Source organism: Paenibacillus borealis (assembly GCF_000758665.1).
Taxonomy (GTDB): domain Bacteria; phylum Bacillota; class Bacilli; order Paenibacillales; family Paenibacillaceae; genus Paenibacillus_AQ; species Paenibacillus_AQ borealis.
The window spans coordinates 6510616-6536727 of sequence record NZ_CP009285.1 but is presented as its reverse complement, the minus strand read 5'-3'; the positions used below and the strand labels follow the sequence as shown (position 1 = coordinate 6536727).

Sequence of the window (26112 nt, the reverse complement as noted above, 5' to 3'; positions counted from 1 at the left end):
GGAGATAAGAATGGCAACGATACGTATTGAGCATCACGAAGCTTTGCTGCATATGCTCATTGAAGTGACGGACGACGGCAGTGTGAAGCTGCTGCATTTCGCCTCTGGACCTTATGAAGAAGAAATGCTGGACGATACAAGCTATGCGAACCGCCGCCTGGTGGATGTGCAGATTACAGGAGAGGATCATGTCATCCATCACGGGCTCAAGCATGTCGGAACGGTGCCGGGCACCCGCCTGAAATACCAGTCGCACCAATTCATTGAAGCCGCAGACAGCCGCAGCCGCAGGCTGGAGATCCGCCAGTCCGATGCCGCCACAGGGCTGGCTGTGATCAGCCATTTCCAGTTCTACAAGGGCTTGTCCCTGGCGAGAACCTGGACCGAATTGCGCAATGAAGGAGAGCAGCCGCTGCCGGTCGAGTACGTGTCTTCCTTCGCCTATAACGGCGCGGCCAAGGAAGGAAGCCTTCCCTGGGACCAGAAGATGCGGCTGCACCTGCCGCGTAATTCCTGGTGCGGGGAGGTGCAGTGGCAGCAGCATAGTCTGCCTGAATGGGGTCTCAGCCGGGTGTTCGACCATTCGGTGAACCGGCTGTCGGTGCATTCGCTCGGCACCTGGTCCTCCTATGAACATCTGCCGGTAGGTGTTCTTGAGAATACGGAATCCGGCTCCTGCCTGTTCTGGCAGATTGAGCACAACGGCTCCTGGCAGTGGGAGCTTAGCGATGCTGAGGTGAATGAGCTGTATGTCCGGCTGAGCGGACCGAACGAGGATGAGGGACACTGGAGCCGGACGCTCCAGCCGGGAGAGAGCTTCGAATCGGTACCAGCGGCAGCCGGAGCGGTTCAAGGGGGCTTCACCGAAGCCGCCCGGGAGCTGACCCGTTATCTGCGGCAGGTGCGGAGGAAGAATGAAGACAACCGCACGCTGCCGGTAGTCTATAACGATTTCATGCACAGCCTGTGGGGCAATCCGACGACGGCCAGAGTGCAGCCGCTGGTGGACGCGGCTGCGGCGGCCGGCTGTGAGATTTACTGCATCGATGCGGGCTGGTATGAGGGTGAACTGGGAGAATGGCTGCCGTCCGTGAGCCGCTTCGAAGGCGGTCTCGCGGCCATGGCCGGCTATATCCGCTCCAAGGGTCTGATTCCGGGACTGTGGCTGGAGCTGGAATCGGTGCACCGGGACAGTCCGCTCAGCAGCAAACCGGATGACTGGTTCTTCTGCAAGCGCGGCCGCAGAGTCGTCGATGCCGGGCGGTACCAGCTTGATTTCCGCAACCCGGAGGTTGTGCGGCATGCCGATGACACTGTAGACCGGCTCATTGCGGAGCTGGGTATCGGCTACTTCAAGTTCGACTACAACCAGAACGCCGGAACCGGCACGGATATCGCGGCGGAGAGTCTGGGCGACGGCCTGCTGGGGCATAACCGGGCTTATCTGGCCTGGGCGGACCGGCTGTTCCGCCGCCACCCGGAGCTTATTGTCGAGAGCTGTGCCAGCGGAGGCATGCGGATGGATTATGCCACCCTGGAGCGCTTCAGCCTCCAGTGCGTCAGCGACCAGATGGACTACCGGCTGATGGGCATGATCGCCGCCGCAAGCCCGTCGGTCATTCCGCCGGAGCAGGCCGGAATCTGGTCCTATCCGCTGACCAGCTCTGATGATGAAGCTGTCATCTTCAACATGGTCAACGTGATGCTGTTCCGCGTCATTATGGGCGGACCGCTGGCAGAGCTTGACGAAGCCGGGAGCGCCCTGGTCCGCGAAGGCATCACCTGCTACAAGTCGCTCCGGCAGGAGCTGGCGGAAGCCGCCGCCTTCTGGCCGCTAGGCATTCCGCAGCTGCATTCCAGCCGGGCCTGCCTGGGTCTGCAGCTGGATGGCCGCCTCGTCCTGGCTGTCTGGCGGATGGATCAGGACGAGGAGCTTATCGAGATTCCGCTGGGCAAGCGGGCGAAGGGGATTGGGCAGGGGAAGAGCACCGGTCAACGGGAAAGTGCCGTCCGCTGCCTCTATCCGGCCCGGGCGGAGGACGCTGTGGCTGCCTGGGATGCCGAGCGGGCTGTGCTCTGCGTCCGGCTGCCCCAGGCCTATTCGGCCAGAGTGATTGAGATTGGCTGATTGGCATATGGCAATATTAAAGAACCTGACCCTCCTGTGAAAGGAAGTCAGGTTCTTTGCGTTGCGAGTGGAATGCATAACCATGAAGTTAAACGTCTTCAGGCTGTTCCCGCTCCGGAATAACAAAAGAAACAGTGGTGCCGGACCCGACCTGGCTGTGTATGACGAGTCCCTGGCCATACAGCTGTGTCAGCCGCCGGTTCGTATTCAAGAGCCCGATGCCGCGGGAAGGCAATCCGAGTCCGCTGTCGTCCAGCAGATGGCTGACCTGCTCATCGGGCATCCCCTTGCCGTTATCCTCTACTTCAAAGGACGTGCATCCCTTCCGGCGGTGAATGCGGATAGACAGCTTGCCGCCGGCCTTCCGGCTCAGCAGACCGTGTCTGACCGCATTCTCCACCAATGGCTGGAGGGTGAGCGGAGGCAGAAGCAGATCAACGCCTTGTTCCACATCCCATTCGATCTGCAGGCGTTCGTCAAACCTGGCTTTCTCAATAAACAGATAGGACTTAATCAGCTCCAGCTCATGGGACAGTCCGACCAGCTGCTGCGAGTTCATATAATCGAAGCTGATTCGCAGATAGGAGGAGAACGCCTCTCCAAGATCACGCATCTTCGGGAGGTCGAATTCACTTAAGGCCAGCAGTGCGTTCAGCGTGTTGAACAGGAAGTGCGGCTGGATTTGCGCCTGCAGGTAAGCAGCTTCCAGCCGCAGGCTCTGATTAATAGACTGCTTCAGTCCGGTCAGTGAACGGACCCGGTATTTCAGCTCCAGCGCATCCACCGGCTTAGCGACATAATCATTGGCTCCCGATAAGAACCCCGTATAGATATCCACCGGCTGATTGCGGGCAGTGAGCAGCAGGATCGGCAGCTCCGAGATAGAGAAGCGCTGACGGGCGATCCGGGTTAGTTCGTAGCCGGACATGTACGGCATCATGACATCGGCGATCAGCAGATCCCAGGGTTCGGTGCCGAGCAGATCGAGGGCTTCCCGGGCGCTGGTGACGGTGACCAGCTGATGATGATCTTCCGAGAGTATGCTGGCCAGCACCCTGAGATTGACCGGATCATCATCCACAGCGAGAATATGAGTCTTAGCGGTCAGGGAGGCATCCTGCACCGGCGGGAGAGAAGTGATCTCTTGTATTGCAGATGTGCCGCCAGTATCAGGCTGCCGGAAGAACAGTCCATCCTGTTCAGGCAGCAGTGCTTCCATATCCGGGCCGTCCATCATCATGGCAGCAGCAGTCTTTTCCGGCACCTGCCGGACCTCAGAAGCAGACGCCAGAGGAAGGGTGAAGGTGAACACAGACCCCTTTCCGGGTTCAGAATCCACGGTAAGGTCTCCGCCGTGAAGCTCTGCCAGCTGCTTGCTGATGCTTAAGCCGAGTCCAATTCCGCCTCCGTCATTAATGCCTTTACTGCCTTGCTCATAAGGGGAGAAGATCCGCGCCTGTGTCTCCTTGTCGATGCCTATGCCAGTGTCGGACACGCTGATCCTTGCGGTCTTGCCGGCAATCCTGGCGGATACGGTGATCGTTCCGGCCTGCGTGTATTTGATGGCATTGCGCAGCAGGTTATAGAGAATCTGCACAATCCGTTTCTCATCACCTGAGACGAGCGGCAGGGAAGCGGGGAGCTCATTCCGCAGCTGCAGCTCTTTACTGTCTGTCATGAATTCAAACATATTCAGAATTCCGGTTACCAGCGGTCCGATGGCCAGCGGTTCACGCTGCAATATAATCCGCTTCTCCTGCAGACGGGTCACATCGAGCAGGTCATTCAGCATATGGGACATGCGGCGGCTGATGGTGATGAGCAGCTCCAGGTCCTGGTAGCTCTGATTGCCCAGGGCGGACTGCTCCTTCGCCGCTACCGTTTGGGCGATGCTGATGATGCCATGCAGCGGTGTTCTGAGTTCATGTGAGGTATTCGCCAGAAACTGATCCTTCAGATGATCACTTTCCTTCAGCTGCTGGTTAAGTATCCGGTTCTCCTCGGCATTGCGGAAATACCGCTTGAACCAATAAGCGGAGAAACCAATGATAGCCGCGATGACATCAACCGGATAATACAGGATACTGGTTTTGCTATTCGATTCGAAAGCACCGCCCAGGACGCTGGAGCCGATAGCCGCAGCGGCAAACAACAGAAACACGGAGTCCTGCTCCTGCCGGATGACCATGCGGCCAATGGAATATACGACCGCTGCTACCGGCAGCAGGTAGAGCACAGAGAAGAAGGGTCTAGCATATACAACATAGTGCGCAGGCAGAACCAATACATAGATTGTATAGAGGAACAGGACAAGCAGGTATCCTTTGAACAAACGGCCAGGACGCTCCTGTGTGGAGAAGCTGCGGGTCAGCAGCAGCATGAACAGCGATATCGCAGGATAAGCCAGCATTTTGAGCTTCAGTGCCCATGTATAGTTAATCGGCAGCCAGAGCAGCAGCAGGGTATCATTATCGGTCACTATTGAAGCACCTACCGCCAGGAGCAGCAGGCAGAACACCAGGAACGCTTTTTGCCGGCGGTTGAAAAAGAACAGGATGCCTGCATACATCGCATGCAGCAGCATAATCACAAAAGTGACCATCTGGAAGCCGATAGAATACATCCGTTCCGTATCAACCGCTGCCTGGGAGCCGAAACGGATGGAGCGGACGATTCCTCCTTCGAGCGGGTGATCGTAATTGGCTGCACGGACCAGAAGCGTGATCTGCTGCTGCCCTGCAGCATTATAGGCTGCCGTGTAGGAAACAGCTTTAGGTTTGTAGTCTTGGCGGTTCTCGGCCAGTTGACCGAAGCTGCCTTCCGTCTGCCCGTTAATTTCAATGACGGAGGACGCTTGAATACGCTGAATCCAGAAGCCGTAAGGCTGCTGCTGCGACGGGTCAACCAGAATGCGCAGCCGGTAAGTGCCGTAGCCGAAGGAGGAATGTCCTTCTTCAGGGAAGCCGCTGCTCCAGTCGCCGGGAACGCGGACAACATGCTGCGCGTCCGGAGGGAGTCCGGCGAAGCTCTCTTGGGTGAGGAATTGGCCGGGGTAGAACTCCCATTCGCCATCCAGCCGCACGGACCGGGAATTCTCGAAGTCCCAGCCCCGCATATCCAGAACACCTTGCTTCGCTTCCGGATGCTCCGGCGCTGCATACGCGCCAAACCACAGATACCGTATGCTGATCAGGAGGGTCAGATATAACAGCAGCAATAGAGCGTGCTTAAGATTCAATATGCTGTTTTTATGAATTAGGGTTGGCTTACGTAAGGTAGTCTTCATCATACGGTTTCAATTCGACATTATCCGAAGTTATCCTGCCATGAAATAGCGGAGGTTTGTCCTACCCCCATACACCAACAAGCAGGATGCCGCCGAAGATGACTACCGAGCAGACCATCCGCCGCAGGCCCTGCTGCTCTTTCAGCAGGAGGATGCCCAGGAACGTAGCGAATATCGTCCCGATCTCTCGCAGGGGGCTGATATGGGCGAGCGGCGCCTGCTGCAGCGCGAACAGGAACAGCAGATACGAGCCCGGATTCAGCACGCTTCCCAGCAGGATAGTGAACTTGTTGCTCCGCCACTCCTCAAGCAGCTTGCGCGATTTCAGGACTGCGGGAGTCAGACCGGCGACAAAACCGATATTGGTAACCTCAAGCAGCGCCAGCGGAGACATGTGCTGGAGGTTCAGCTTATCGACGAATACATAGCAGGTTGTGCACAGTCCCACGCAGAGCGCCATAAGAACCGGCGTATAGCCTGGCTTCCGGGAGGCGGTGGAGGTGGATGAGCCTCTGGAGCCCAGTCCGCTGAGCACTGCGAATCCGCCGAGCATGAAGGCAATGCCGGTCCATCCATAGACAGACAGCGATTCGCCCAGAAAAAGAACACCGATCAGCGGGATGAGCAGCGTGCTCGTTCCCCGCATCACCGGGTAAATCTGTGATAAGTCACCCATCTCATAGGTTCTGGATAAGAGCCATGAATATAAGGCCTGCAGCGCCACAGACAGCAGCAGCAGAGCATAAGCGCCGGCAGCAAGCGGGCGTGTCCACAGCTCGGTTATCAGAACAGGGAGCAGCAGAATAGTAGAGATCATCATGATCGACCACAGGAAGATGCTTTTGTCCCGGCTTCTTTTGGTGAACATGCTCCACACCGCGTGACACATCCCGGAAGCCAGAACCAAAAGAATTGGCAGCAGCATTGAAGTTCAACCCCTTAAGAAATGATTAGTGTTCTGAATCGGCGGCAGATGTAGGTGTATGGAAGGGTTGTTCCAGTAGAGCTGAGCCATCTTCAAGCCGGAGCCATGTCTCGAACTGCTTATCGCCCTGAGTCATACGGATGACACGCGCCCCCCGCATGAAGCCTTCCCGCCCGTATGTGTTGTAGCCGGTGGCCCGGCCATAGCTGAGCCGGATGCCATGCAGGCTGCCGGTGAAGTCGTTGATATGATCATGTCCGCAAAAAGTACCCGCCACATCGCCCATTTCCACCAGCGCCGTAAATAGTCCCGAGTTCAGCACCGGAGCGCAGACCTGCTCGAACTTATGACCGTAGCAGTTTTGGGTGGACCACATCTCGGCATACTCGGGAAGCGGGATATGGAAGAACGCCAGCGCAGGCAGCTTGGCCTGGCCTGCCCCGGGATTAAGCCGGGCCGATTGTTCCATCAGCCAGCTAATCTGGCTCTGCCGGACCCAGTTATAGCCGGGGATCTGCGCAAGTCCGGAGTAGGCACCGGTGTCCAGCATATAAAGGATTGCACCTGTTCTACCGTCTGTACCCGCAATCTCAAGGGTGTAGTTGCCTGAACCGGCAAGCTCTGCGGGGCCGGCTTCTGCCAGGCAGTGGGGATGCTCCAGCGCAATGTTCATTAGCTCTTCATAGGAAACCCCTTGCTCAGTATCGTGATTGCCGAATACGAAGGCCCAAGGAATACCAGTCTTCTCTACGGCCTCAACCGCATCCCGGAACGCCTGCTTGGGATTCACACAATCCTTCTCTCCTTCCGGGACAGGTCCGGTATAGATCAGATCGCCTGTGAAGATCACGAGATCAGGCTGTTCCGCTTCCATCACGCGTTCCATAAGCTCCCGGGTATGCTGATCCTCCGCCCTGCCATCCATCCAGTGCAGATCGGTAAACTGTACGATGGTAAAGGTTCCGTCCTGCCGGAATGATAATTTGCGCTTCATGTGATAATCCCCTCTCTGCCTTAATGAAATGGATTTACAAATTCATTTCATTAGTGTTTAAGTTCATTGGTATTTAAGTGCCTTGATGTTGATTTATATTTTTTTATGTTGTTTCATGTTGATTTTAGGGCGATAATCCGTTTCTGTCAATCAGAAATCGGACTGATTGCACTTTCTGCAATAGAATTCGTTCCATTCTGCGTAAAATCTCAATCTGCTGTACTTCATACAATTGATTTCTCAAATTTCACGCCAAAAGCCCCTTTCGCCAAAATTCTAATGTACAGAGTGCAACAGATTCTATTTTCCGGCGGATTTTGGAGTTATCTGCTGCATAAAGTGCAATAGAACTATGGATTGAGCTGTATCTTTTAATCGGAGCTTTTGGAGCGGGGCAGAGGCGGAGGGGGATGGAGCAGAACTGGCTGAGCTGGAGCTGAACCGGACCGTAACCGGAGCGGAGCTGGGACGGAACTGAGGCTGGATTGGAGAGCAACTGGAACGTGATCGGAGCTGAACTGGTTGAGCTGGAGCTGAACCGGAACATAACCGGAGCGGAGCTGGGACGGAACTGAAGCTGGATTGAGAGTAACTGAAACGTGACCGGAGCAGAACTGGTTGAGCTGGAGCATAACCGGACCGTAACGGGAGCGAAGCTGGGACAGAACTGGAGCTGGATTGAGAGAAACTGGAACGTGACCGGAGCAGAACTGGTTGAGCTGGAGCTGGAGCTGAACCGGACCGTAACCGGAGCGGAGCTGGGACGGAACTTGCGCTGGATTGAGAGTAAATGGAACGTCACTGGAGCAGAACCGAAGCGCAACCGAAGACAGCCAATGTGTATCCTTACTCCTGCTTGAAGTAGAGAGCTTCCTCGCTTCACAGGCTTTAACTGTATTTTGTGCAACTAAAGTCACCGGATATGATGCGTTTGTGCACTTTAGTTGCACTCTGTACAATTAAATAACCCGCCATTCCTTGAATGATCGCCATACGCCGTTTTTAGTTGTACAGAATACACTTATCGCAATAAATTTACTCTTTAGCTAATCTTTAACTGTACGAAATACAACTATTTAATATTCGCCACCTTCGATCCGCGCGCAAACAGCAAGCAAGTGTGTGAACAGAATAAAATGACGAAAAGTACAAAGGAGCGGTGGTGGATTAGAGAATTATGAAATTATGAAATTAAGAAATTACGAAATCAAGGAGTTAATAAGGAGTTAATAAGGAACTAAGAAATTAAAGAATTAAGGACTAGAGTGTGGATGCCTAAGCCGATACACTCCACCACCAGAGTAATCTTTGATAAAAGCAGCTGCATTGACAAGTGGAATTCGGCTCCATATACTGAGGAAATCAACATCAATACACTCAAAACAACATTACATATACATAGGGATGACCTAAACTGTAAGCTGGAATGCAACAATCAGCATTCGCGAATTCACTATAACTGGAGGAATCATGCATGTCCCTGACCTATGAAGAACGCAGGCATACGATCCTCTCCCAGCTGGATCTGGAGGGGAAAGTGCAGGTGCATTTTTTGGCTGAGCGGTTCGCTGTGACTACAGAGACGATCCGGCGCGATCTCGACCGTCTGGAGAAGGAAGGGCGTCTGCGCAAGGTGTATGGGGGAGCCGTACGGATTCGCTCCGGGAATAATGAACCCACCTTCATGAAGCGTTCCCAGATGAATCTGCCGGATAAGCAGGCCATCGGCAGGCTCGCGGCTTCGCTTATTCAAGATGGCGAGACGGTGATCCTGGACAACGGAACAACCACGCTTGAGATTATGCGCCAGCTGAAAGACCGTGCCCATGTGACGGTCATTACCAACTCCGTCCCGGTCCTGAACTGTGCACTGGAACAGTTTCAGGGGAAGATTATCTTTGCCGGGGGCGAGGTGAATGCTGATTATCAGGCGGCCGTAGGGATCACCGCCCATGAGCTGCTGAGTCAGTTCAAGGTGAATAAGGCCTTTATCTCTGCCGGGGGGCTGTCGCTCTCGGAGGGAATTACCGATTATCATCTTGAAGAAGCGCTCATCTCCCGCAAAATGATGGAACGGGCCGAAGAATCGATTCTGGTCGCCGACCATTCGAAATTCGGAGTCACTACCTTTGCCCAGATTGCCCCGATGGAGCATATCTCCATGGTTCTGACCGACAGCGGCTGCTCCCGGGAATGGAAGGATACCTTTGCCCGGCTGGATATAGAGCTGCTGACAGGATCATAACGTACTACAGAAGCTGTATTCAAAAAATTAAAAGCGCCAATCCTCCTCACCTTATGGTGTAAGAGGATTGGCGCTTTCTGTTGTGCAGCTGGCTATAGGCTGCGATCTGAAGCTGTGCTCACCTGCCTGAAGCTAGGTGAACCTAGGTGAAGTCATTAGCAGCAACTTAGCCGATCCAGATCCGCTGCGTAGCGTGATCGCCGGAGTTCCGGCCGATCATAATATCGAAGTCTCCAGGCTCGAACACAAGCTCATCGTCCTGGCCGTAGAACATCAGCATCTCACGGGTGATCTCGAAGGTAACAACCTGCTTCTCATGCGCAACGAGCGTAACCTGCTTGAAGCCTTTCAGTTCCTTCACGGGACGGACCACACTTGCGGTAACATCGCGGATATAGAGCTGAACGGTCTCCTTGCCGGTAACATCCGATGTGTTCTCAACCGCAATGGAGGCGAGCACCCGGCCATCAGCCGCAGCCTCAACATTGAAGCTGCTGTAAGCAAAGCTGGAGTAGCTCAGGCCATAGCCGAAACAGAACAGCGGGTCATTGGGGATATCCAGATACCGGGTTACATAACGCACATTCGGATACTGGGGATCATACGGGCGTCCCGTTTGATAAGCATTATAGTACACAGGAATCTGTCCCACGGAGTAAGGGAAGCTCATGGACAGGCGTCCGGACGGGTTATAATCGCCGAACAGCACATCTGCAATAGAATTCCCTGACTCACTGCCCAGGAACCAGGCCTGTACCAGCGCATCGCTTGCATCAAGCACTGGCGCAAGCTCCAGCGGACGGCCGCTGAATACGATGGTGATGACAGGCTTGCCGGTATCCTTCAGACGCCGGATCAGCTTCTCCTGGTTTGCGGACAGCCGCAGGCTGGCTTTACTGCCGCCTTCCCCGGTGTCATGCTGATTCTCGCCGACAGCGGCTAGAATGACATCGCAATCCTTCAGCTGTTCGAAGGCTTCCTCAGCTGCGTCCTCCACATCGAAGACACCCTCCAGCATGCTTCCCAGCTCGCCGGTCATTGCGGTAACAATATCTGCTGCCGGAATTTTGCCGGTGATGCCGGTGTAGAGCGATACTGCCGGATCTTTCTCAGCGCCTGCCCAGCCGCCCAGTACATTAATAGAGGTGGCGAATGGACCGGCCAGACCGATCTTCATCCCCCGCTTCAGCGGCAGAACTTCATTGTCGTTCTTCAGCAGCACCACAGAGCTTGCACCGAGTTCCCGTGCAGCCTGCAGATGCTCAGCGCTTGGCTTATCCGCTTCGTCTGCCGCCGGATCGGCATCCTTGAACGGATTGTCGAATAATCCCAGGGCATCCTTCAGCTCCAGTACCCGGGTGACGGCTTCGTCGATCAGGCTGATATCGAGCAGTCCCTCTTCGACCAGCGCGGCCCCGTGGTTCAGATAGTGGGTGGACATCATCTCGATATCCAGGCCTGCGGCAAGGCTTTTCTGGGCGGCTTCACGGCCATCCTGCGCAGCGCCATGGGGCACCAGCTCATTCACAGAGTTGAAGTCGGCGATGGTAACGCCGTCAAAGCCCCATTCCTCCCGCAGAATACCGCGGAGCAGCTTGCTGTTGCCACTGGCCGGAATGCGGTCAATGGTATTGAACGCGGCCATGACCATAGCGACACCGGCATCTACTGCGGCCTTATAAGCCGGCAGATAGAATTCGCGGAGTACACCGGCGGACATATCCACCGTGTTGTATTCACGGCCGCCTTCAGGCGCGCCGTAGCCGGCGAAATGCTTCACGCAGGCAGCGATCCGCCCGGGTTCTCTCAGGTCTGTGCCCTGATAGCCCCGGACCATGCTCTCGGTCACGCGGGCATTCAGGTAAGGGTCCTCACCGGAGGTCTCCATCACCCGGCCCCAGCGCGGATCGCGCACGAGGTCAGTCATGGGTGAGAAGGTGACATGAATACCGGCAGCGGCGCTCTCTATGGCTGCAACTTCGGCGAAGCGTTCGATGGCTTCGAGGTCGAAGCTGCTGCCCATCGCCAGCGGAATCGGCAGGATGGTCCGGTAGCCGTGAATGACATCCGCCATGAAGAGCAGGGGAATCTTCTGGCGGCTGGATTCCAGATGCCGGGTCTGCAGCTCAATGACATTCCGTGCGCCAATGCCGTTCAGAACGCTTCCGATGTTCTCCATTACCTGCGGCTTGATGTTCAGTTCTTTGAATGGACCCGTTAAATCCACGGTATCATCCAGACCCCAATAGTAAGGACCGAGCTGGGTTAGCTGGGCCAGCTTTTCGTCTAGTGTCATATCGTTCACGAGATCTTGGATAAACGGTTTAGTCATGGCGAACTCCTTCGTTAAACGTACTGAAAGTTATTGTCTGTATATATTATTGTGCCAAATAAATATGCAATTCATCGCCAGGCAGCGTAAGCAGGTTGTTCTTGGCAATGCTTACGGCACCCGGGCGGTACGGATTAGACAAGACCTGGCCGGTAACAGCAGTTCCTGCTGCTTGCAGCTCCGGAGTGCGGGCCGGGCCTGAGCCGATGTGATAGACAAAGGTTAACGGACGGCCGAAGCACTCATAAGTGAAACGCAGTCCGTCAAGACTTGCCGGCAGTACCGGATCAATGATCAGCTCTTCTTCGCTGAAGCGGATACCCAGAATAGCTGAGATGAGCTGATTGAGATAGATTCCGGGGCCGCTGGAATACAGGCGCCAGCCGCCTTTAACCTCTACGCTGCCGTCACGCAGCTGATCGAAGTTCTGCTGATAGCTGTAGCGGTCAGGGAAATTCCCGTCCGAGCTGCTGAAGTACATATTGCTCTGGCGCAGCTGCGCATTAGGAACGCTCTGCCGGATGTTGATCGGGTTGATCCGGAACAGGCCTTCCCAGGCGCGGTCTGCTTCGCCAAGCTTGGCGGAAGCTTCGAGGTAGCGGATATGGGCATGTACATACTGCAGGCTGATCTCGCGGCCCACACTGGCGGCTTGCTCAGCACGGCGGAAGATGGTGCTTACGCCGCCTTCATAGCGGGCGGGACGATCCATCAGACGTACGCCATCCGGGTGATTCAGATGCTCGTCAATCAGGCGGAAATTGGCAACCGCCTGTTCCGGGGTGACCAGTTCAGCAATGATACTGCGTGTCATCGGCAGTAACCGGTACTTAATGCCCGTCTGCTGATCGAGCGGGTGAAGCATATAGTCAATCTCTCCGTCTTCCTGGAAGTAAGCGAAGCCGGCAATGACGCCATCCTTGATCAGCAGCGTCCGGAAGGATTCCTTCATCTCTTCTGCCATTACAGCAAGGCTGGCGGAGAATTCGGCATCGGCTTCAGTGACCTGCGACAGGTTGCGGATAACCTGGAAGGCCAAAGCGACAGTCCAGGCACTCACGAGCTTGGTCTTCAAGGCTTCATCGGCAGGCTGCAGAGTATCATCCCAGTCGCCGCCGGCATAATTGATCAGGGACGTGCCCGGTACGAAGCGTTCACGGATCGTCTCTACAGCAGCTTTGACATGCTCGAGCACGGTTTCGGTCTGCTGGCTTGGCTGAGCATCTGCCAGGTGGTGATAGCCAACCTGTTCCTGGAGAATCGAATAGTCTCCGGTAGCCATGATATAATCGCTGATGCATTTCAGCGGCCAGAGCACGACATCGCCATGCCATTCATGGGCTTGAACCGGATGCTGGTCGAACATGAACCATTGCGGCCATTCCTTGCTCTCCCACAGCTGATGAGAATAAATCTTCAGCAATACATTTCTGGCGAGCTCATAATGCTGGGTCATCAGGAAATACTCCATCGGTCCCTGGCATACATCGCGTGTGCCCCATGCGGCTCCGCCCGGCTGTTCAAGACCATGCGGCATAATGAAATGGGTCATCGCATTATGGGTGTACCACCAGACGGTTTCGTTCAGAATATCAATCCGTGACTGCTCAGCACCTTCAAGCTGGAGCTGGAAGCCCGAAGTAAACGTTTCATAGAACCCTTTATACAGCGCTGCCTCGGTTTCCGCAGTGTAAGGAGATAACAGGGGAAGACTATCCGCCTGTGTGAGCCGGCCCTGAATTACAAGCTGGAAGCCTGCGGAATGCGAGACGGAAATCGTCAGCAGCGTTCCGTTGCGCGGCTGTCTGTCCGTGTAGAACATCCGGTCATCGCTGTACGTATAGGCCGTTCCCGGCAGCTGGATATCGAAATGCAGACCCGGATAAGGAAGCTGCTGCACGGACGCTTCGTCAGGAAGAACCTGCAGAATACCGTCCTTGGCTTCAACTCTTACCGGATGCAGGAATTCATGCTCACCCATAACAAGCTGGTTCGTGATCAGATAGTCATAGGCTCTGCCGAGCTTCGACTGTACCTGCAGGGCAACATCCGGCTGGCCTGCTGCGGTAAAGACGGTAACCGTGAGCAGATCATCCTCTACCTGATAATGCCATTTGGCAAAGTTAACGCCCATTTCGTAAGCTGCCGGCAGCGTAAGAATCCGGTAGACCCCATCCAGACGGACATAGATCCGCTGTCCGCTGTTCCGCTGAATGTTCAGCAGCCCGCGTGGTGTGGAGAGCAGTTTGTGGAAAGAGGTATTGCCGACAACCGTCTGGCCGTTGAAGATTCCGTACATATAGTTAGTGGAAGAAATTAGGTTGTTATCGACTTGGCTTTTATCGAGCAGCGTAGTGATGATATGGCCGTGCGGACGTTCAACCAGCAGCTCCTTGGGCTGCAGGACTACGTGGACATGCTCATCAGTGAAGAAGGAGAGCAGTTCCCCGTTCTCAATTTCTTCAAGCTTCCGGTTAGGGTAAGCCGCATCAATCTCAGCTTGGGTCCACTGTGCAGAGACATAAGGTGCGCCAATATCAGTACTTAGCACAGGCACATCTCTGCCCGGCACAGCCTCACCCGCGCTCCAGTCGATTTCATCGTAAGCTGCCTGCAGCTCGGCCTGGAACTCAAGCTCTGTAACAGCAGCCGGATGAGTAGGGCGGAAGAGCCCGTAGAAAGCGAATTCAGCGGGAGCGGACAGCGTCATAAGCTCTGTCTGCAGCGCGGTATAGGCCAGCTCGTATTGATAGTTGCGGTTCTGCAGATTGCCGCTAAGCACCTCGGGCACATAACTGCCTTTGTAAGACACGCCGAAGAACTGCATGCCGTCAGTAGAATAGCCTACTGCGCGCGTACCCACTGCACCCTGCTGGAGATAAGGGAAATCAGTGCCCTGCGGCTGGTTCTGGCGCGAGCATACGGCGTAGCCGTGCGTGCCTTCCCAGATGCTGTGATCCAGGTATTGGCTCATGTACAGCTCATTGGCCAGTACGCCGCCTTTGCCTGCGACCCCGATATCCTGTCCGTATACCACATCAACAGTCTCGCCGCTGCCGGAGAGCTGAATATGCCAGAACCAGATTCCGTCCCGGGCCGGCGCGAAGGTGACACGGTAGCTGATGGCTTCTATAGAACCTTCAAAAATGAGTTTGTCATCTGTACGGGACAGCTTGGAGCCGGAGCGGATACCGAGTAATGGATAGCTGTTAATTCCTTCCTCTGTATGCACGCGCAGATAGATATTATTAGCTGAACCTTCTACAGGATTGCCTTGGAACTGATTAATGAGAGTAGACTCATGGGTGAACTCGAAGATATCTCCTGTTGGCAGGAACGTATAACTAAGATCATCCCGGGTTAAGGTAATCATGTTTAATTGTTGTTTGAAAATCATAATAACCCTCTCTTTCCAGTACGTGATTGGGACATGAATGTAGGTTAGGGGGAATTCATCATTAGATGTCACAAGAAAAAGGTGACATGTCCGTGTAAAGAATAAATAGAAACGTTTCCATAAGTGATACATCTCGATATTAGTCTGAAGACGAAAAAAAGTCAATTATCTGCGAAAAAACGACTGAATTATTGTTTTTGGAACGTCAAATGTAATATTTTTACTTGTAATTCGAAAATAAAAAATGTTTGACAGCGTATACAACTTGGGAGTATGCTCTGAGCAAGGGGAAACACAAAGAAATAATGGAAACGTTTCTATACTGTCCAATACGGTTAAATATTAAAGGTATGCACGCAGTTGTCATTCAGCTGCAGGGACAAGAAGTGAAACAAAGATATGCATGCGGTAGAATGCATCGTTCAATTTGGAGGTGGGCTCATTGGCAAGATTTGTACATGCGGGCGGAAATATCGTCCGGGAACTATTTAAGAACAAAGTGCTGTATCTCATGCTGCTGCCTGTCATTGTGTATTTCGCGGTCTTTCATTATGCGGTAATGCCCGGCGCTTATGTTGCATTCGTGGATTACAAGCTCAACAAAGGCATCTTCGGAAGTGATTTCATCGGTCTGAAGAACTTTGAATTCCTGGTGCAGACCGGAGAACTCTGGAATATCACCAAGAATACGCTGCTCTACAATCTGGTATTCCTTGCTTTAGGCAATATTATTCAGATTGTGTTTGCCATCATGTTGTCGGAGATTACCGGGAAATGGTTCAAGAAGATCTCCCAGTCCGTTATTCTCCTGCCAAACTTCATTTCGATGGTTATCGTGGGTGTGTTTGCTTACAATCTCTTCAACTTCAACTCCGGATTCATCAATACGATAATCTCGGGGGCAGGGCTGGACCGTTATGAGTTCTATAACGATCCGGGCATCTGGAAATACATTATTGTGGCCTTCAAGATCTGGGCGGGTACCGGCTACGGTATGATTGTCTATCTGGCTGCGATCACAGGGATCAACCATGATCTGTACGAGGCTGCCTACATGGATGGTGCTACTACCTGGCAGCGGATCCGCTACATGACCCTGCCTATTCTGAAGCCGACCTTTATACTGCTCCTGCTGTTCGGTATGGGCGGGATTCTCAAAGGCTCCTTCGACCTGTTCTACAATCTCATTGGCACAAACTCCGTGCTGTATCCGCAGACGGATATCATAGATACGTATGTCTTCCGCTCCCTGGTGGGACAATTTAACTTCTCGATGGGTGCTGCAGTAGGATTCTACCAATCCTTATTCGGCCTGGTCCTGGTGCTTGTGGTTAACTTTATTGTACGCAAGGTTGAACCGGACAGCGCGTTGTTCTAAGACAAGACACGAAACAGGGGTGATGAAAATGGCAAGTACATCTATTAAAATCAAGCAGGATTCCGGCAGTGTTTTCATAAAAGTGATCAGTTACATCTGCATCACGATCTTTGCACTGTTCTGTGTGTTTCCTTTTGCGCTGATGATCTCTTCCTCCTTCATGAATGAGCAGGAGATTGTCCGCGAGGGATATAAGCTGATTCCGAATGAAGTTTCCTTCAAGGCCTACGAATTGTTGCTCAGTAACTCCTCCAAGCTGGTGGATGCTTATCAGGTTACGATTTTTATCACAGTCGTAGGTACGGTGCTCGGGCTGTTCATGATGTCCATGGCCGGATTTGTCCTGAACCGCAAGGATTTCAAATACCGTAACTTCTTCTCCTTCCTGATCTATTTCACAACCTTGTTCAGCGGAGGATTGATTCCGACTTATATTCTGATGGTCAAGCATCTGCATATGAAAGACAACCTGTTCGCCATGATTCTGCCGGCTGTGGTAGGGGCGTGGTCGATCTTCCTGATGCGTAACTTCATGAAGGCGATCCCGGATTCCCTGTATGAATCAGCCACGATTGACGGTGCGGGCGATTTCCGCATCTACTGGCGGATCTTCATGCCGCTGGCGGTTCCTTCACTGGCGACTATCGGGCTGTTCTCGGCGCTGGGCTTCTGGAATGAGTGGTACAACGGGATGCTGTACATGGACTCTCCGACCAAGTTCCCGCTCCAGTACTTCCTGCAGCGCATGATCAACCAGGCGAATATGGGCAGTCTCATCAACTCGGGAGCGGTCATTAATACAGCCGATCTGCCTACCCAATCCATTAAAATGGCTACAGCCGTACTGGCCACAGGCCCGATCATTCTCCTGTATCCATTCATTCAGCGTTACTTCGTAACCGGTCTTACCGTCGGTGCTGTTAAGGGTTAATAGACGCCTGCTTCAATCGAAGGGTGTTTGTTATAGATGCAAAATCCATAATATAGAAAAGAAAAGGGAGGCTTACCGAATGAAAGGTAAAAAGATTGCTTCTTCTCTAGCTGCTGTCCTCATGCTTACTGGAGTGCTATCCGCTTGTTCGTCAAGCAATAATGCAAATGGAAATAATTCAGGTTCCTCGAACACTCCATCCACTTCCACCAATGCCGGAGGTGTAGACACCTCTAAGGAAGCAAAGCTGGTGTACTACCTGTGGGGCAGTGAAGGAGTTACCAATAAAGAAATTCTGGCTGAGATCAATAAGAAGCTTAAGGCTGATCTGAATACTACACTTGAAATCAAGTATATTGACTGGCCGGACGTAGCTACCAAGTATCCGCTGTTGTTCGCTTCCGGCGAATCGTTCGATCTGTCGCATGCTTCTCCGGGTGCCGCTGTGTCCTACTACACCCTGGCTACTGAAGGTGCGCTGACTGACATTACCGACATGCTGGACAAGGTGGCGCCTAAGCTGAAGGCTGAGATTCCTGAAGCCTCCTGGCAGAACACCAAGGTCAATGGCAAAATCTACGGCGTACCGAGTCTGTTCAGTGAATACACGCCTGCCGGTTATGCATACCGTACGGATCTGCTGAAGAAATACGGCATGACCGAAATTAAGACAATCGATGATATGGTTAAATACATGGATAATGTGGTTGCCAACGAATCCTTCCCGCCAATTAACGGTAAGGCTGAGGATGCACAGAACATGTTCAGAATGCTCGTAGATACTACAGACATGTGGCTGAACGCACCTGGTATCTCGCTGAATGAATTGAATCTGGTCACCAAGAGTCCGGAGGATTACAAGACCGTATTCCATCCAGCCTTCACCCAGGAATTCGAGGATTGGGCTGTGAGAATGCGTGAGTGGGGCGACAAGGGCTATTGGGGCAAAGACGTTCTGTCCGCTTCCCTCGGCAGCAAGGACAACTTCAGAGCAGCGAACTCTGCGGGTTATCTGACTCATGCCCAGGACTGGATCGGGCAGTACGGCGGGGATATCAAGGCACTGCCTGACTCTCCTACAAGCTTCTATACTTTTGCTGAAGCGAATAAGAAAATCAAACGTAAAATGGGTGTAGACAACTCGACGGTAATCAGCGCGAATTCCTCTAATCCAGAGCGCTCTCTGATGGTAATTGAGAAATTCATGACCGATGAAAGCTACTACAACCTTATCCAATACGGTATCGAAGGCAAGCACTACGTCATTGAAGATGGCGTGAAGAAGCAGCCGGAAGGCTTCAATGAAAAAACAGATGGCGGAGGCTTCTCGGCCTGGTCCCTCAGAAACGACAAGTTCGTGATTCCGAGTGATACTGAGAACCCGATCCGTAAAGACCTGTTTGCTGAATGGGATAAAGAAGCAATCGATGATCCGTACAACGGCTTCAGCTTCGATCCTTCGAATGTAACAACGGAAATCGCTTCGATCTCGAACGTCAATGCACAGCTCGGTATTCAGCTGATGCTGGGTAAAACAAGCAAAGATCCAAAAGCAGCCGTTGCAGAATACCGTGATCAGCTGACAAAAGCAGGAATTGACAAGGTCATTGCCGAAGTAGAGAAACAATTGGCAGATTTTGTACCCGTCAACTAAAGGAATGTAAAGGTACCAGGGAGCTATAGTCTATAGCTCCCTTACCTATAAATGGGGGAGTAGTGTGGACGTAAACATTAAGGATATCGCGCGGATATCCGGAGTCGGCATCTCGACTGTATCCAGGGTTATCAACAATAAGGGACTGGTGAGTGATGCGACCCGCGAGAAGGTTCTGAGTGTCGTGAAGGAATACAATTATATTCCGAATTCCAACGCACGGAATTTGAAAACCACGCAATCCAAGAACATTGCACTCATGGTCAAGGGGATTACCAATCCGTTCTTCGCCATCATGATTAAGGAAATTGAACGGCAGGTCAACCTGCGCGGCTATCCGTTTCTCATCCATCAGGTAGAGGATGGGACCGATGAGATCAATGCGGCGATTCAACTTGTGAAGGAGAAGAACTTAAGCGGGATTATTTTCATGGGCGGTACGTATAATCATTCCGAAGAAAAGTTCAAGCAGCTGACTGTTCCGTTTGTACTGACGACGATTACTACCTCCCAGGAAGTGGACCCGTCCATATTCTCCAGCGTAACGATCAATGAATCGAAAGAGGCCTATAAAGCCACCAGTTATTTAATCTCACTCGGACATAAGAATATCGGCTTCCTGGCCAAATCACCTTTATTGGATGAAACTACGGGCAGCCGGCGGCTTCAGGGATATAAGCTGGCATTAGAAGAAAATAATCTGCCTTACAATGCCGGGCTTGTAGAGGATTGTGAATACAGTCCGAGCTCGGGCTTCAACGCTGCACGCAGACTGCTTAACCGGGACAGAGCGGTGACCGCAATATTTGCTGCTTCCGATACTATTGCCATCGGTGCGGCCAAGGCTGTGCTTACCGCTGGCTTGTCCATCCCTGATGATATTTCGATTATCGGCTTTGACGGCATTGAGATGGCAGAATATTATCATCCTGCGCTGGATACGATCAGCCAGCCGGGTACGGAAATGGCTCTATCCAGTGTAGGGGTATTATTTGATCTTATTTCGAATCGCACAAACCATCAGCATATTGTCTATGATGCGGTATTGCTTAAACGGGGCTCCTGTAAGATGCTTAAGAGCCGGTAAGAACAAGGCGCTGACTATAAACCCATTGGAGTTGGTAACCAAAATGCAAGAGAATTTGAGAATAGGTACGCTGGTCCGCGGCGCTGAGGCCGTTCAGGTCATTCCGCAGATTGTGAAGCATGGCTTCGAGTCCTTCCAATTGAATTTCTGGCAGACGATAGGTGAGACTGATCTCGTGGAGACGGCTGCGCGGCTCCGCGAGCTGGCTGCCGAGCATAATTTCGTTATCTCTGCCATCGGGATCTACGGTAATCCGCTTGGCGGCAATATCGAGAGTGCGGATACGCTGGCCGGCTGGGAACAGCTGATCGAGCATGCGCATCTGTTCGGCACGGATATTGTCGGCGGCTTCACCGGGCGGCTTCCCGGCTCTTCGATTGACGAGTCGCTCCCGAGATTCGCCGAGGTGTTCGGAGAGCTGTCGAAGAAGGCTGCGGATAAGGGGCTGCGGATTGCTTTTGAGAACTGTGCGATGGGCGGCAGCTGGCAGAAGGGCGACTGGAATATCGCGCATAACCCTACAGCTTGGGAGAAGATGTTTAATAGCGTTCCGGCAGATAATCTCGGGCTGGAATGGGAGCCTGCCCACCAGTTGACCGCGCTGATCGACCCGGTCCCGCAGCTGCGCAAATGGGTGGATAAGATCTTCCATGTGCACGGTAAGGATGTCACTATCGGCTGGGACATTATCAAGGAATACGGGATTCATGGTCCGAAGCCTTATGTATGGGACCGCACGCCCGGCTTCGGCGATACCAACTGGACCGATATTATCACCATTCTCCGCCAGGGCGGCTATCAAGGCACCATCGATATCGAAGGCTGGCATGATCCGGTCTATCGTGATGAGCTGGAGATGACCGGCCAGGTTCATGCGCTGAATTATTTGAAGCATTGCCGCGGAGGCAGCTTTGTGCCGAATCCGGTGGTTTGACTTTGACGACAACAAGACCTCATTATCCACGCATGTGGAGGATGGGGTCTTGTTTGTATTTGAGTTTAAAGATCCGCGAGAAATCCTGCAAAAAGTACAACAATACCGGATTTGAATAGGGCCGGCGCAGGAATAAGAAGCAGAAATACCCCTGATTCAGCTGGCCAAAAATGACCCGGCATATGAATTAGAGGTAAGGAATTTATTTTGGTGACTGTTCCCGGAATCGGTGCCTTATACGAAACGCTTGATTGTCCAGTAAGGAACAGTGAAGCTGCCTTTGTTCGTTGCGATGTGTAATGCATCTGATGAGTGATCTATTTTGCATACTCCGGTGTAGGTTTCTCCGCTAATCAAGTGAACGCGTTGCCACAGGTTGGAGAGGAGGGCATGTTGAATGTCCTTTTTTATCATACTCGTTCACTTCCCTTAGCTGCTGTAAGTTAGTAAGCCTCTGTACTTATTAATTAAACCACAGCAGAATAATGTAACAGCTCAATTGGTTACAGTTTTGTACCTTTTATTATATACATTGCATTGTTAGGAGGCTTACTCTTAATACACTCATAAAAGTGAACATAGACCCGCAACCCTCCGAGTTAGGCTAACAGGTTGATTTTCTCAAATTATGGAGTCGGAGAGGGGAATGCACGTGAGTGACAATCAGTGAATACAAGAGGATTACCGGGAGATTTATGAGCGGATTAAACTGCTGATCGGAGCGGGCTCACGGCTTGCAATGGTTGAGAATTCTTCCGGAGTAATTGAAGGCGGCGTCTACATGTGGGATAAGGTTGTCCGGGCAGACAGCAGGGTAAGGGATGCACTGATTGAGGATTATATGATGCTGGTTACCAGAATACGACGGAACGCGTATTGAAGTCTGTGCAGCGGGAACTGATTGTGCAATACTGTATTCTAACGCAGCTAGTACAAGTCTAACTGCTCTGAATTTAGATCTTGAACCAGTGTCCACGGAAGCAGAGGCCGCTTATCTCATCGGGCGGTCTCTGCTTATTCTGCTGTAATTCGGCGAAACAGAGTGGACAAGCAATTACATAGTGCAGAGTAGCAGTCCTCATAGAGGGTATATATATTCTAGGAGGTGTCACCAATGAATTGGACAACCAGATTGCAGCAGATCACGTTGACTTTACTTACCGCAAGCCTATTTACTCTACTGGGCTGGGGGACATCAGCTTCTCCGGTGAACGCCGCAGCGCCTGCTCCGACCACAGCTCCGGCCTGCAGCACGGGAGATCATGGCCTGCTTAAGGAATTGCAGGCAGCACACAGCGGAGCAGATACGATCCCGCTTAGCTTCTCCGATGTAGAGTTTCTGAGTGCAGATACGGGGCGGGCAGCCGGGAACGGATTCCTGATCGGAACTTCGGACGGCGGCTGCCATTTCCAGAAGATTTATGAAGGACAGTGGAGTTTTGAGCAGATTGACTTCCCTGATAATGTTCATGGCTGGGCGCTCGCAGCGGTCAATGACGGGCAGGCTAAATATCTGATCCGGACCACGGATGGTGGCTCTACCTGGACAAGGCTGTCGAATAAGGCCGTGACCTTTGAACGCGTAGAGTTTCTTGACAGCAGTAAGGGATTCGGCTACAACCGCACATCCACCTATTATACGAATGACGGTGGAGAGAGTTGGAGCCTGATCAAGACACCTGCGAATACTCGCGGAGCGTATTTCACGAGCCGCAATAGCGGATGGGCTGTAGTCGTTGTGCCGGGCAGCGGATACCAGGTGATGCGGACAGCAGACGGCGGAACGAACTGGAAGCTGATGCTGAAATCTTCTTACGCTGAACCTATGTATGGACAAATCTATGCAAACGGCAGTCAGGTGTATGCCGTATTGTACGGCGGATACGGAATGTCGCAGACTTCTTATTCGCTCTACGGCAGCTCTAACTCCGGAGGCAGCTGGACCCGGGTGATTGCCCAGGAAACAGCGGGAGGCGGTCCGGCTCCGGGAAGCGGCGGCGCCAAAGTGAAGAAAGGGCCGGCTTCGGGCAGCCCGGGCAATCTGGTGCTGATCGGCAAAACGACCGCTTTCCTGGTAGGCTTCCAGCCGGCAGCGGAACAAGTAGGGATCGGGCTCACCAAGAACAACGGGCAGCTCTGGAGCAACCAGGGCACAGTTCCCGGCTTCGAAGGGACGATCACGTTCACCGATCATAATCAAGGCTGGCTTGCAGTGAGAGATCTGAACAGCTCGACGCTTTATGTTACCAAGGATGCAGGCGCCACCTGGACGTCTAAGTTTTCTTTTGAGACCACGGGGCGGTAAGCCTTAAATAGCTAATGAAGAAACGGGTATCGTCCCTGCGAGGGTGGCGGACCCGTTTTTTGTATTACAGCCTCATAAATTGAACTTGCAAGGGTGTATGACATGCACGGCAGAGCGTTGCATAGGGAGTCCATATCAGATAACTGTATTTCCTGCAGTTAAAAGACGAAGAATAACCCGATGTGCCGGGCGAAGTGTATTCTGTACAACTAAAATTGAGGAAAGTTTCCTTTATGGCGAAATTGAGTTTTTTAAGTGTACAAACTGCAGTTAAAATCCTCCAGCGTGATCATAGATCAATTATAGTTGTACAAAGTACAGTTATAGCATGAGTAGGCACCGGAGTCACATAGCAGACAACCTGTTCCAACCTAATAGTAGAAATCAGTTGCTGTGAAATGATTACCAGCATGCGGGGTAATGAGACATAGTAAGGAGGTGGAGCATGGTTAAATCTGTTAAAATACTGTGGATCAGCGCTGTTGTAGTAAATTTCGCATCAATCGTGTTCTTTTTTCTGCTGACGAACCACTGGCTTACCCAAGGGTTGATCATGGATATCATCAGTACGGTAGTGCTGCAAATGTTTGGCATCCCGGCGGCGGCTCTGATCGTGGCTTCGCTTTGTATTCTTAAATACAACTGGAAACCGTCCGGCTGGGTGGGATACACGGGGGCCTTGATCATAATTGCTGCGTTGCTGTGGATCGCCGGATACATGTTCTTTTTTGCCTGGCTGGCTATATAGGGAGTTGAATAGAGGGGGGAGGGGGCATGGGAGTGGATAGTTTGTACGATCAAGGTGAAGAAGCTTATGCCCGCGGGGAATTCGTTCAGGCGCTTGCACTGTTCACGGAGGAATGGGAGTTTGGGCATTCCGGTGACTGTCTTAATTATATGGGTTGCTGCCACTTGTCGCTGGGAGAGTATCCGGAGGCGGTTTCTTGCTTTGAACGTCTTCGGCAGAAGAGCCCGGAGTGGGAGAGACCTGTGTTTAATCTCGGGCGGGTATATTTCAGACTGGGGGAGCTGGATAAAGCTTTCCATTATTATGAGGCGGCTCTGGGAATGAATCCGGCCAGTGAAGATGCTCTTTATTACATGGGAACCTATTATTATGAGGTAGGAGACTATGTACAGGCGCGGCAATGTTATGAGCAATCCTTGAAGCTTAATGAAGCGCAGCCTGAACCCCATCTGAACCTCGGAATGTGTTATGTTAGGATGTCTGATTCCAAGTCAGCCCTGAAGGAATTTGAGAGAGCCTATGAACTGGATCCGTCCTGTTACGATGCAGTGCGCAATAAAGGTCTTGTTCTTCAGGATATGCGTAAATTTAAGGCGGCACTGAACGCATTTGGACTGGCGGCCAAGATCCGGCCTGATGAAACGGAGTGCATGACCGACATCATCTATTGCTATGCTAAACTGAAAGACTACGAGACGGCACTAAGGAATCAGGCGTTGCGCTTTATTGAGAAGCTGGAGGTTGCAGTGGCCAAGCAAATTCCTGGAGGTAGTTAATAAACAGGAAAATGAGAACGGACGGTAAAAATAATAATTTACTGATCGTTCTCAATATGCTAAGATTGCAAATGTGAGGCGGAGAAATTTTCTTTGATTATATTAGAATGATCGGTCTCAAAAAGGTGGGAATAAACTTAATTACACAGTAACAACAAATAAACTTAAGGAGTGTTAACGATGGCGAAGCTTGAAGGGAAGGTTGCATTGATTACAGGAGGAAATAGCGGAATCGGGTTGTCTGCCGCCAAATTGTTTGTAGCTGAAGGTGCCAGAGTAGTGATTACCGGCCGCAATCCGGTATCTTTACAGGCGGCGGTAGAAGAGCTGGGCGCGGAGCATGCGATTGCGGTTCAGGCGGATGCAACTGATCCGCAGAGTGCCGTTAAGGCTGTGAATGCAGCCATTGAGGCATTCGGCAGACTGGATGTTGTCTATGCCAATGCAGGTATAGCGGCTTCAACCCCGCTCGGCAGCACGGACTTGGCGACTTTCGAGGAAGTGCTCAAGATTAATGTGACCGGTGTCTTCTTCACCGTTCAGGCGGCGCTGCCTCATCTGAAGGCCGGGGCATCGGTCATTCTGACCGGCTCCGTATTAGCCAAAGCCGGAAGACCCGGCAACTCCGCATACGCCGCCAGCAAGGGTGCTGTCAGCAGCATGACCAAAGTGCTGGCTTCGGAACTCTCACCGCTCGGCATCCGGGTTAACAACATTGCCCCTGGCGCAACGCGCACCCCCATCTGGGGACAATCTGCGATGGATAATTGGAGCCAGGTAGAAGCGGGCATGTCGCGTTCGATTCCGCTGGGCCGTGCGGGGGATCCGGAAGAGGTTGCCAAGGTGGCGCTGTTCCTGGCCTCGGATGATTCCTCTTATATCCAAGGCGCAGATATCGCTGTAGACGGCGGAGCGGGCAGTTCTCCGCTGGGCGCACCGGTTTACCAACAGAACGCATAAACAAGTTGGTATGCGAAAAGCACCTTAACCGG

The 26112-nt window shown here is 52.5% G+C and carries 18 protein-coding genes; 13 read left to right on the top strand and 5 right to left on the bottom strand.

The genetic code is table 11. The annotated features are described in order from the left end of the window. Positions 1–10 precede the first annotated feature (10 nt). Positions 11–2128: an alpha-galactosidase gene (locus tag PBOR_RS27670; protein WP_042217092.1), complete on the top strand. Its 2118-nt coding sequence runs from the start codon at positions 11–13 to the stop codon at positions 2126–2128. Positions 2129–2216: 88 nt separating this feature from the next. On the opposite strand, the gene PBOR_RS27665 is transcribed toward PBOR_RS27670, so the two are convergent. From PBOR_RS27665 to PBOR_RS27655, 3 genes are all read right to left on the bottom strand, one after another. After that, complete coding sequence (locus tag PBOR_RS27665; protein ID WP_342671089.1) at positions 2217–5345, bottom strand: hybrid sensor histidine kinase/response regulator; 3129 nt, start codon at positions 5343–5345, stop codon at positions 2217–2219. Positions 5346–5475: 130 nt separating this feature from the next. Continuing rightward, positions 5476–6339 carry a DMT family transporter gene (locus PBOR_RS27660; RefSeq protein ID WP_042217090.1) on the bottom strand — a complete coding sequence of 288 codons (864 nt, stop codon included), beginning with the start codon at positions 6337–6339 and terminating at the stop codon, positions 5476–5478. Positions 6340–6364: 25 nt separating this feature from the next. Next, positions 6365–7333 (bottom strand): metallophosphoesterase family protein, encoded by a 969-nt coding sequence (locus tag PBOR_RS27655; RefSeq protein ID WP_042217089.1) that lies wholly within the window; start codon positions 7331–7333, stop codon positions 6365–6367. Between the two features lie 599 nt (positions 7334–7932). On the opposite strand from PBOR_RS27655, the gene PBOR_RS27650 reads away from it, so the two are divergent. Further along, positions 7933–8193 (top strand): hypothetical protein, encoded by a 261-nt coding sequence (locus tag PBOR_RS27650; RefSeq protein ID WP_042217088.1) that lies wholly within the window; start codon positions 7933–7935, stop codon positions 8191–8193. 614 nt (positions 8194–8807) lie between these two features. Then, a complete protein-coding gene (locus PBOR_RS27645) occupies positions 8808–9578 on the top strand; it encodes a DeoR/GlpR family DNA-binding transcription regulator (RefSeq protein ID WP_042217087.1) in 771 nt (256 codons plus the stop codon). Between the two features lie 166 nt (positions 9579–9744). On the opposite strand, the gene bglX is transcribed toward PBOR_RS27645, so the two are convergent. Next, a complete protein-coding gene (bglX, locus tag PBOR_RS27640; protein ID WP_042217086.1) occupies positions 9745–11910 on the bottom strand; it encodes a beta-glucosidase BglX in 2166 nt (721 codons plus the stop codon). A gap of 46 nt (positions 11911–11956) precedes the next feature. Further along, positions 11957–15283, bottom strand: coding sequence for a GH36-type glycosyl hydrolase domain-containing protein (locus PBOR_RS27635; protein ID WP_157764145.1), 3327 nt, complete (start codon positions 15281–15283; stop codon positions 11957–11959). Positions 15284–15749: 466 nt separating this feature from the next. On the opposite strand from PBOR_RS27635, the gene PBOR_RS27630 reads away from it, so the two are divergent. The 10 genes from PBOR_RS27630 (at position 15750) to PBOR_RS27590 (ending at position 26080) form a co-directional block, all read left to right on the top strand. Continuing rightward, complete coding sequence (locus PBOR_RS27630; protein ID WP_245647923.1) at positions 15750–16685, top strand: ABC transporter permease; 936 nt, start codon at positions 15750–15752, stop codon at positions 16683–16685. Between the two features lie 43 nt (positions 16686–16728). Further along, positions 16729–17616: a carbohydrate ABC transporter permease gene (locus PBOR_RS27625; protein ID WP_042141583.1), complete on the top strand. Its 888-nt coding sequence runs from the start codon at positions 16729–16731 to the stop codon at positions 17614–17616. Positions 17617–17695: 79 nt separating this feature from the next. Further along, positions 17696–19270: a DUF3502 domain-containing protein gene (locus PBOR_RS27620; protein ID WP_042217083.1), complete on the top strand. Its 1575-nt coding sequence runs from the start codon at positions 17696–17698 to the stop codon at positions 19268–19270. Between the two features lie 64 nt (positions 19271–19334). Next, positions 19335–20357 (top strand): LacI family DNA-binding transcriptional regulator, encoded by a 1023-nt coding sequence (locus PBOR_RS27615; RefSeq protein WP_042217082.1) that lies wholly within the window; start codon positions 19335–19337, stop codon positions 20355–20357. 43 nt (positions 20358–20400) lie between these two features. Beyond that, the gene (locus PBOR_RS27610; protein WP_042217081.1) at positions 20401–21291 is read left to right on the top strand and encodes a sugar phosphate isomerase/epimerase family protein; all 891 of its coding nucleotides are present in this window, start codon (positions 20401–20403) and stop codon (positions 21289–21291) included. A 739-nt stretch (positions 21292–22030) separates the two neighbouring features. Then, positions 22031–22171 (top strand): hypothetical protein, encoded by a 141-nt coding sequence (locus PBOR_RS37795; RefSeq protein ID WP_157764144.1) that lies wholly within the window; start codon positions 22031–22033, stop codon positions 22169–22171. A 234-nt stretch (positions 22172–22405) separates the two neighbouring features. Beyond that, positions 22406–23596 (top strand): WD40/YVTN/BNR-like repeat-containing protein, encoded by a 1191-nt coding sequence (locus PBOR_RS27605; protein ID WP_052429659.1) that lies wholly within the window; start codon positions 22406–22408, stop codon positions 23594–23596. Between the two features lie 445 nt (positions 23597–24041). Beyond that, positions 24042–24344, top strand: coding sequence for a hypothetical protein (locus PBOR_RS27600; protein WP_042217080.1), 303 nt, complete (start codon positions 24042–24044; stop codon positions 24342–24344). 26 nt (positions 24345–24370) lie between these two features. Continuing rightward, entirely contained in the window at positions 24371–25120 is a 750-nt protein-coding gene (locus PBOR_RS27595) for a tetratricopeptide repeat protein (RefSeq protein WP_042217079.1), read from the top strand. Between the two features lie 180 nt (positions 25121–25300). Further along, a complete protein-coding gene (locus tag PBOR_RS27590; protein WP_042217078.1) occupies positions 25301–26080 on the top strand; it encodes an SDR family NAD(P)-dependent oxidoreductase in 780 nt (259 codons plus the stop codon). Positions 26081–26112 lie beyond the last annotated feature (32 nt).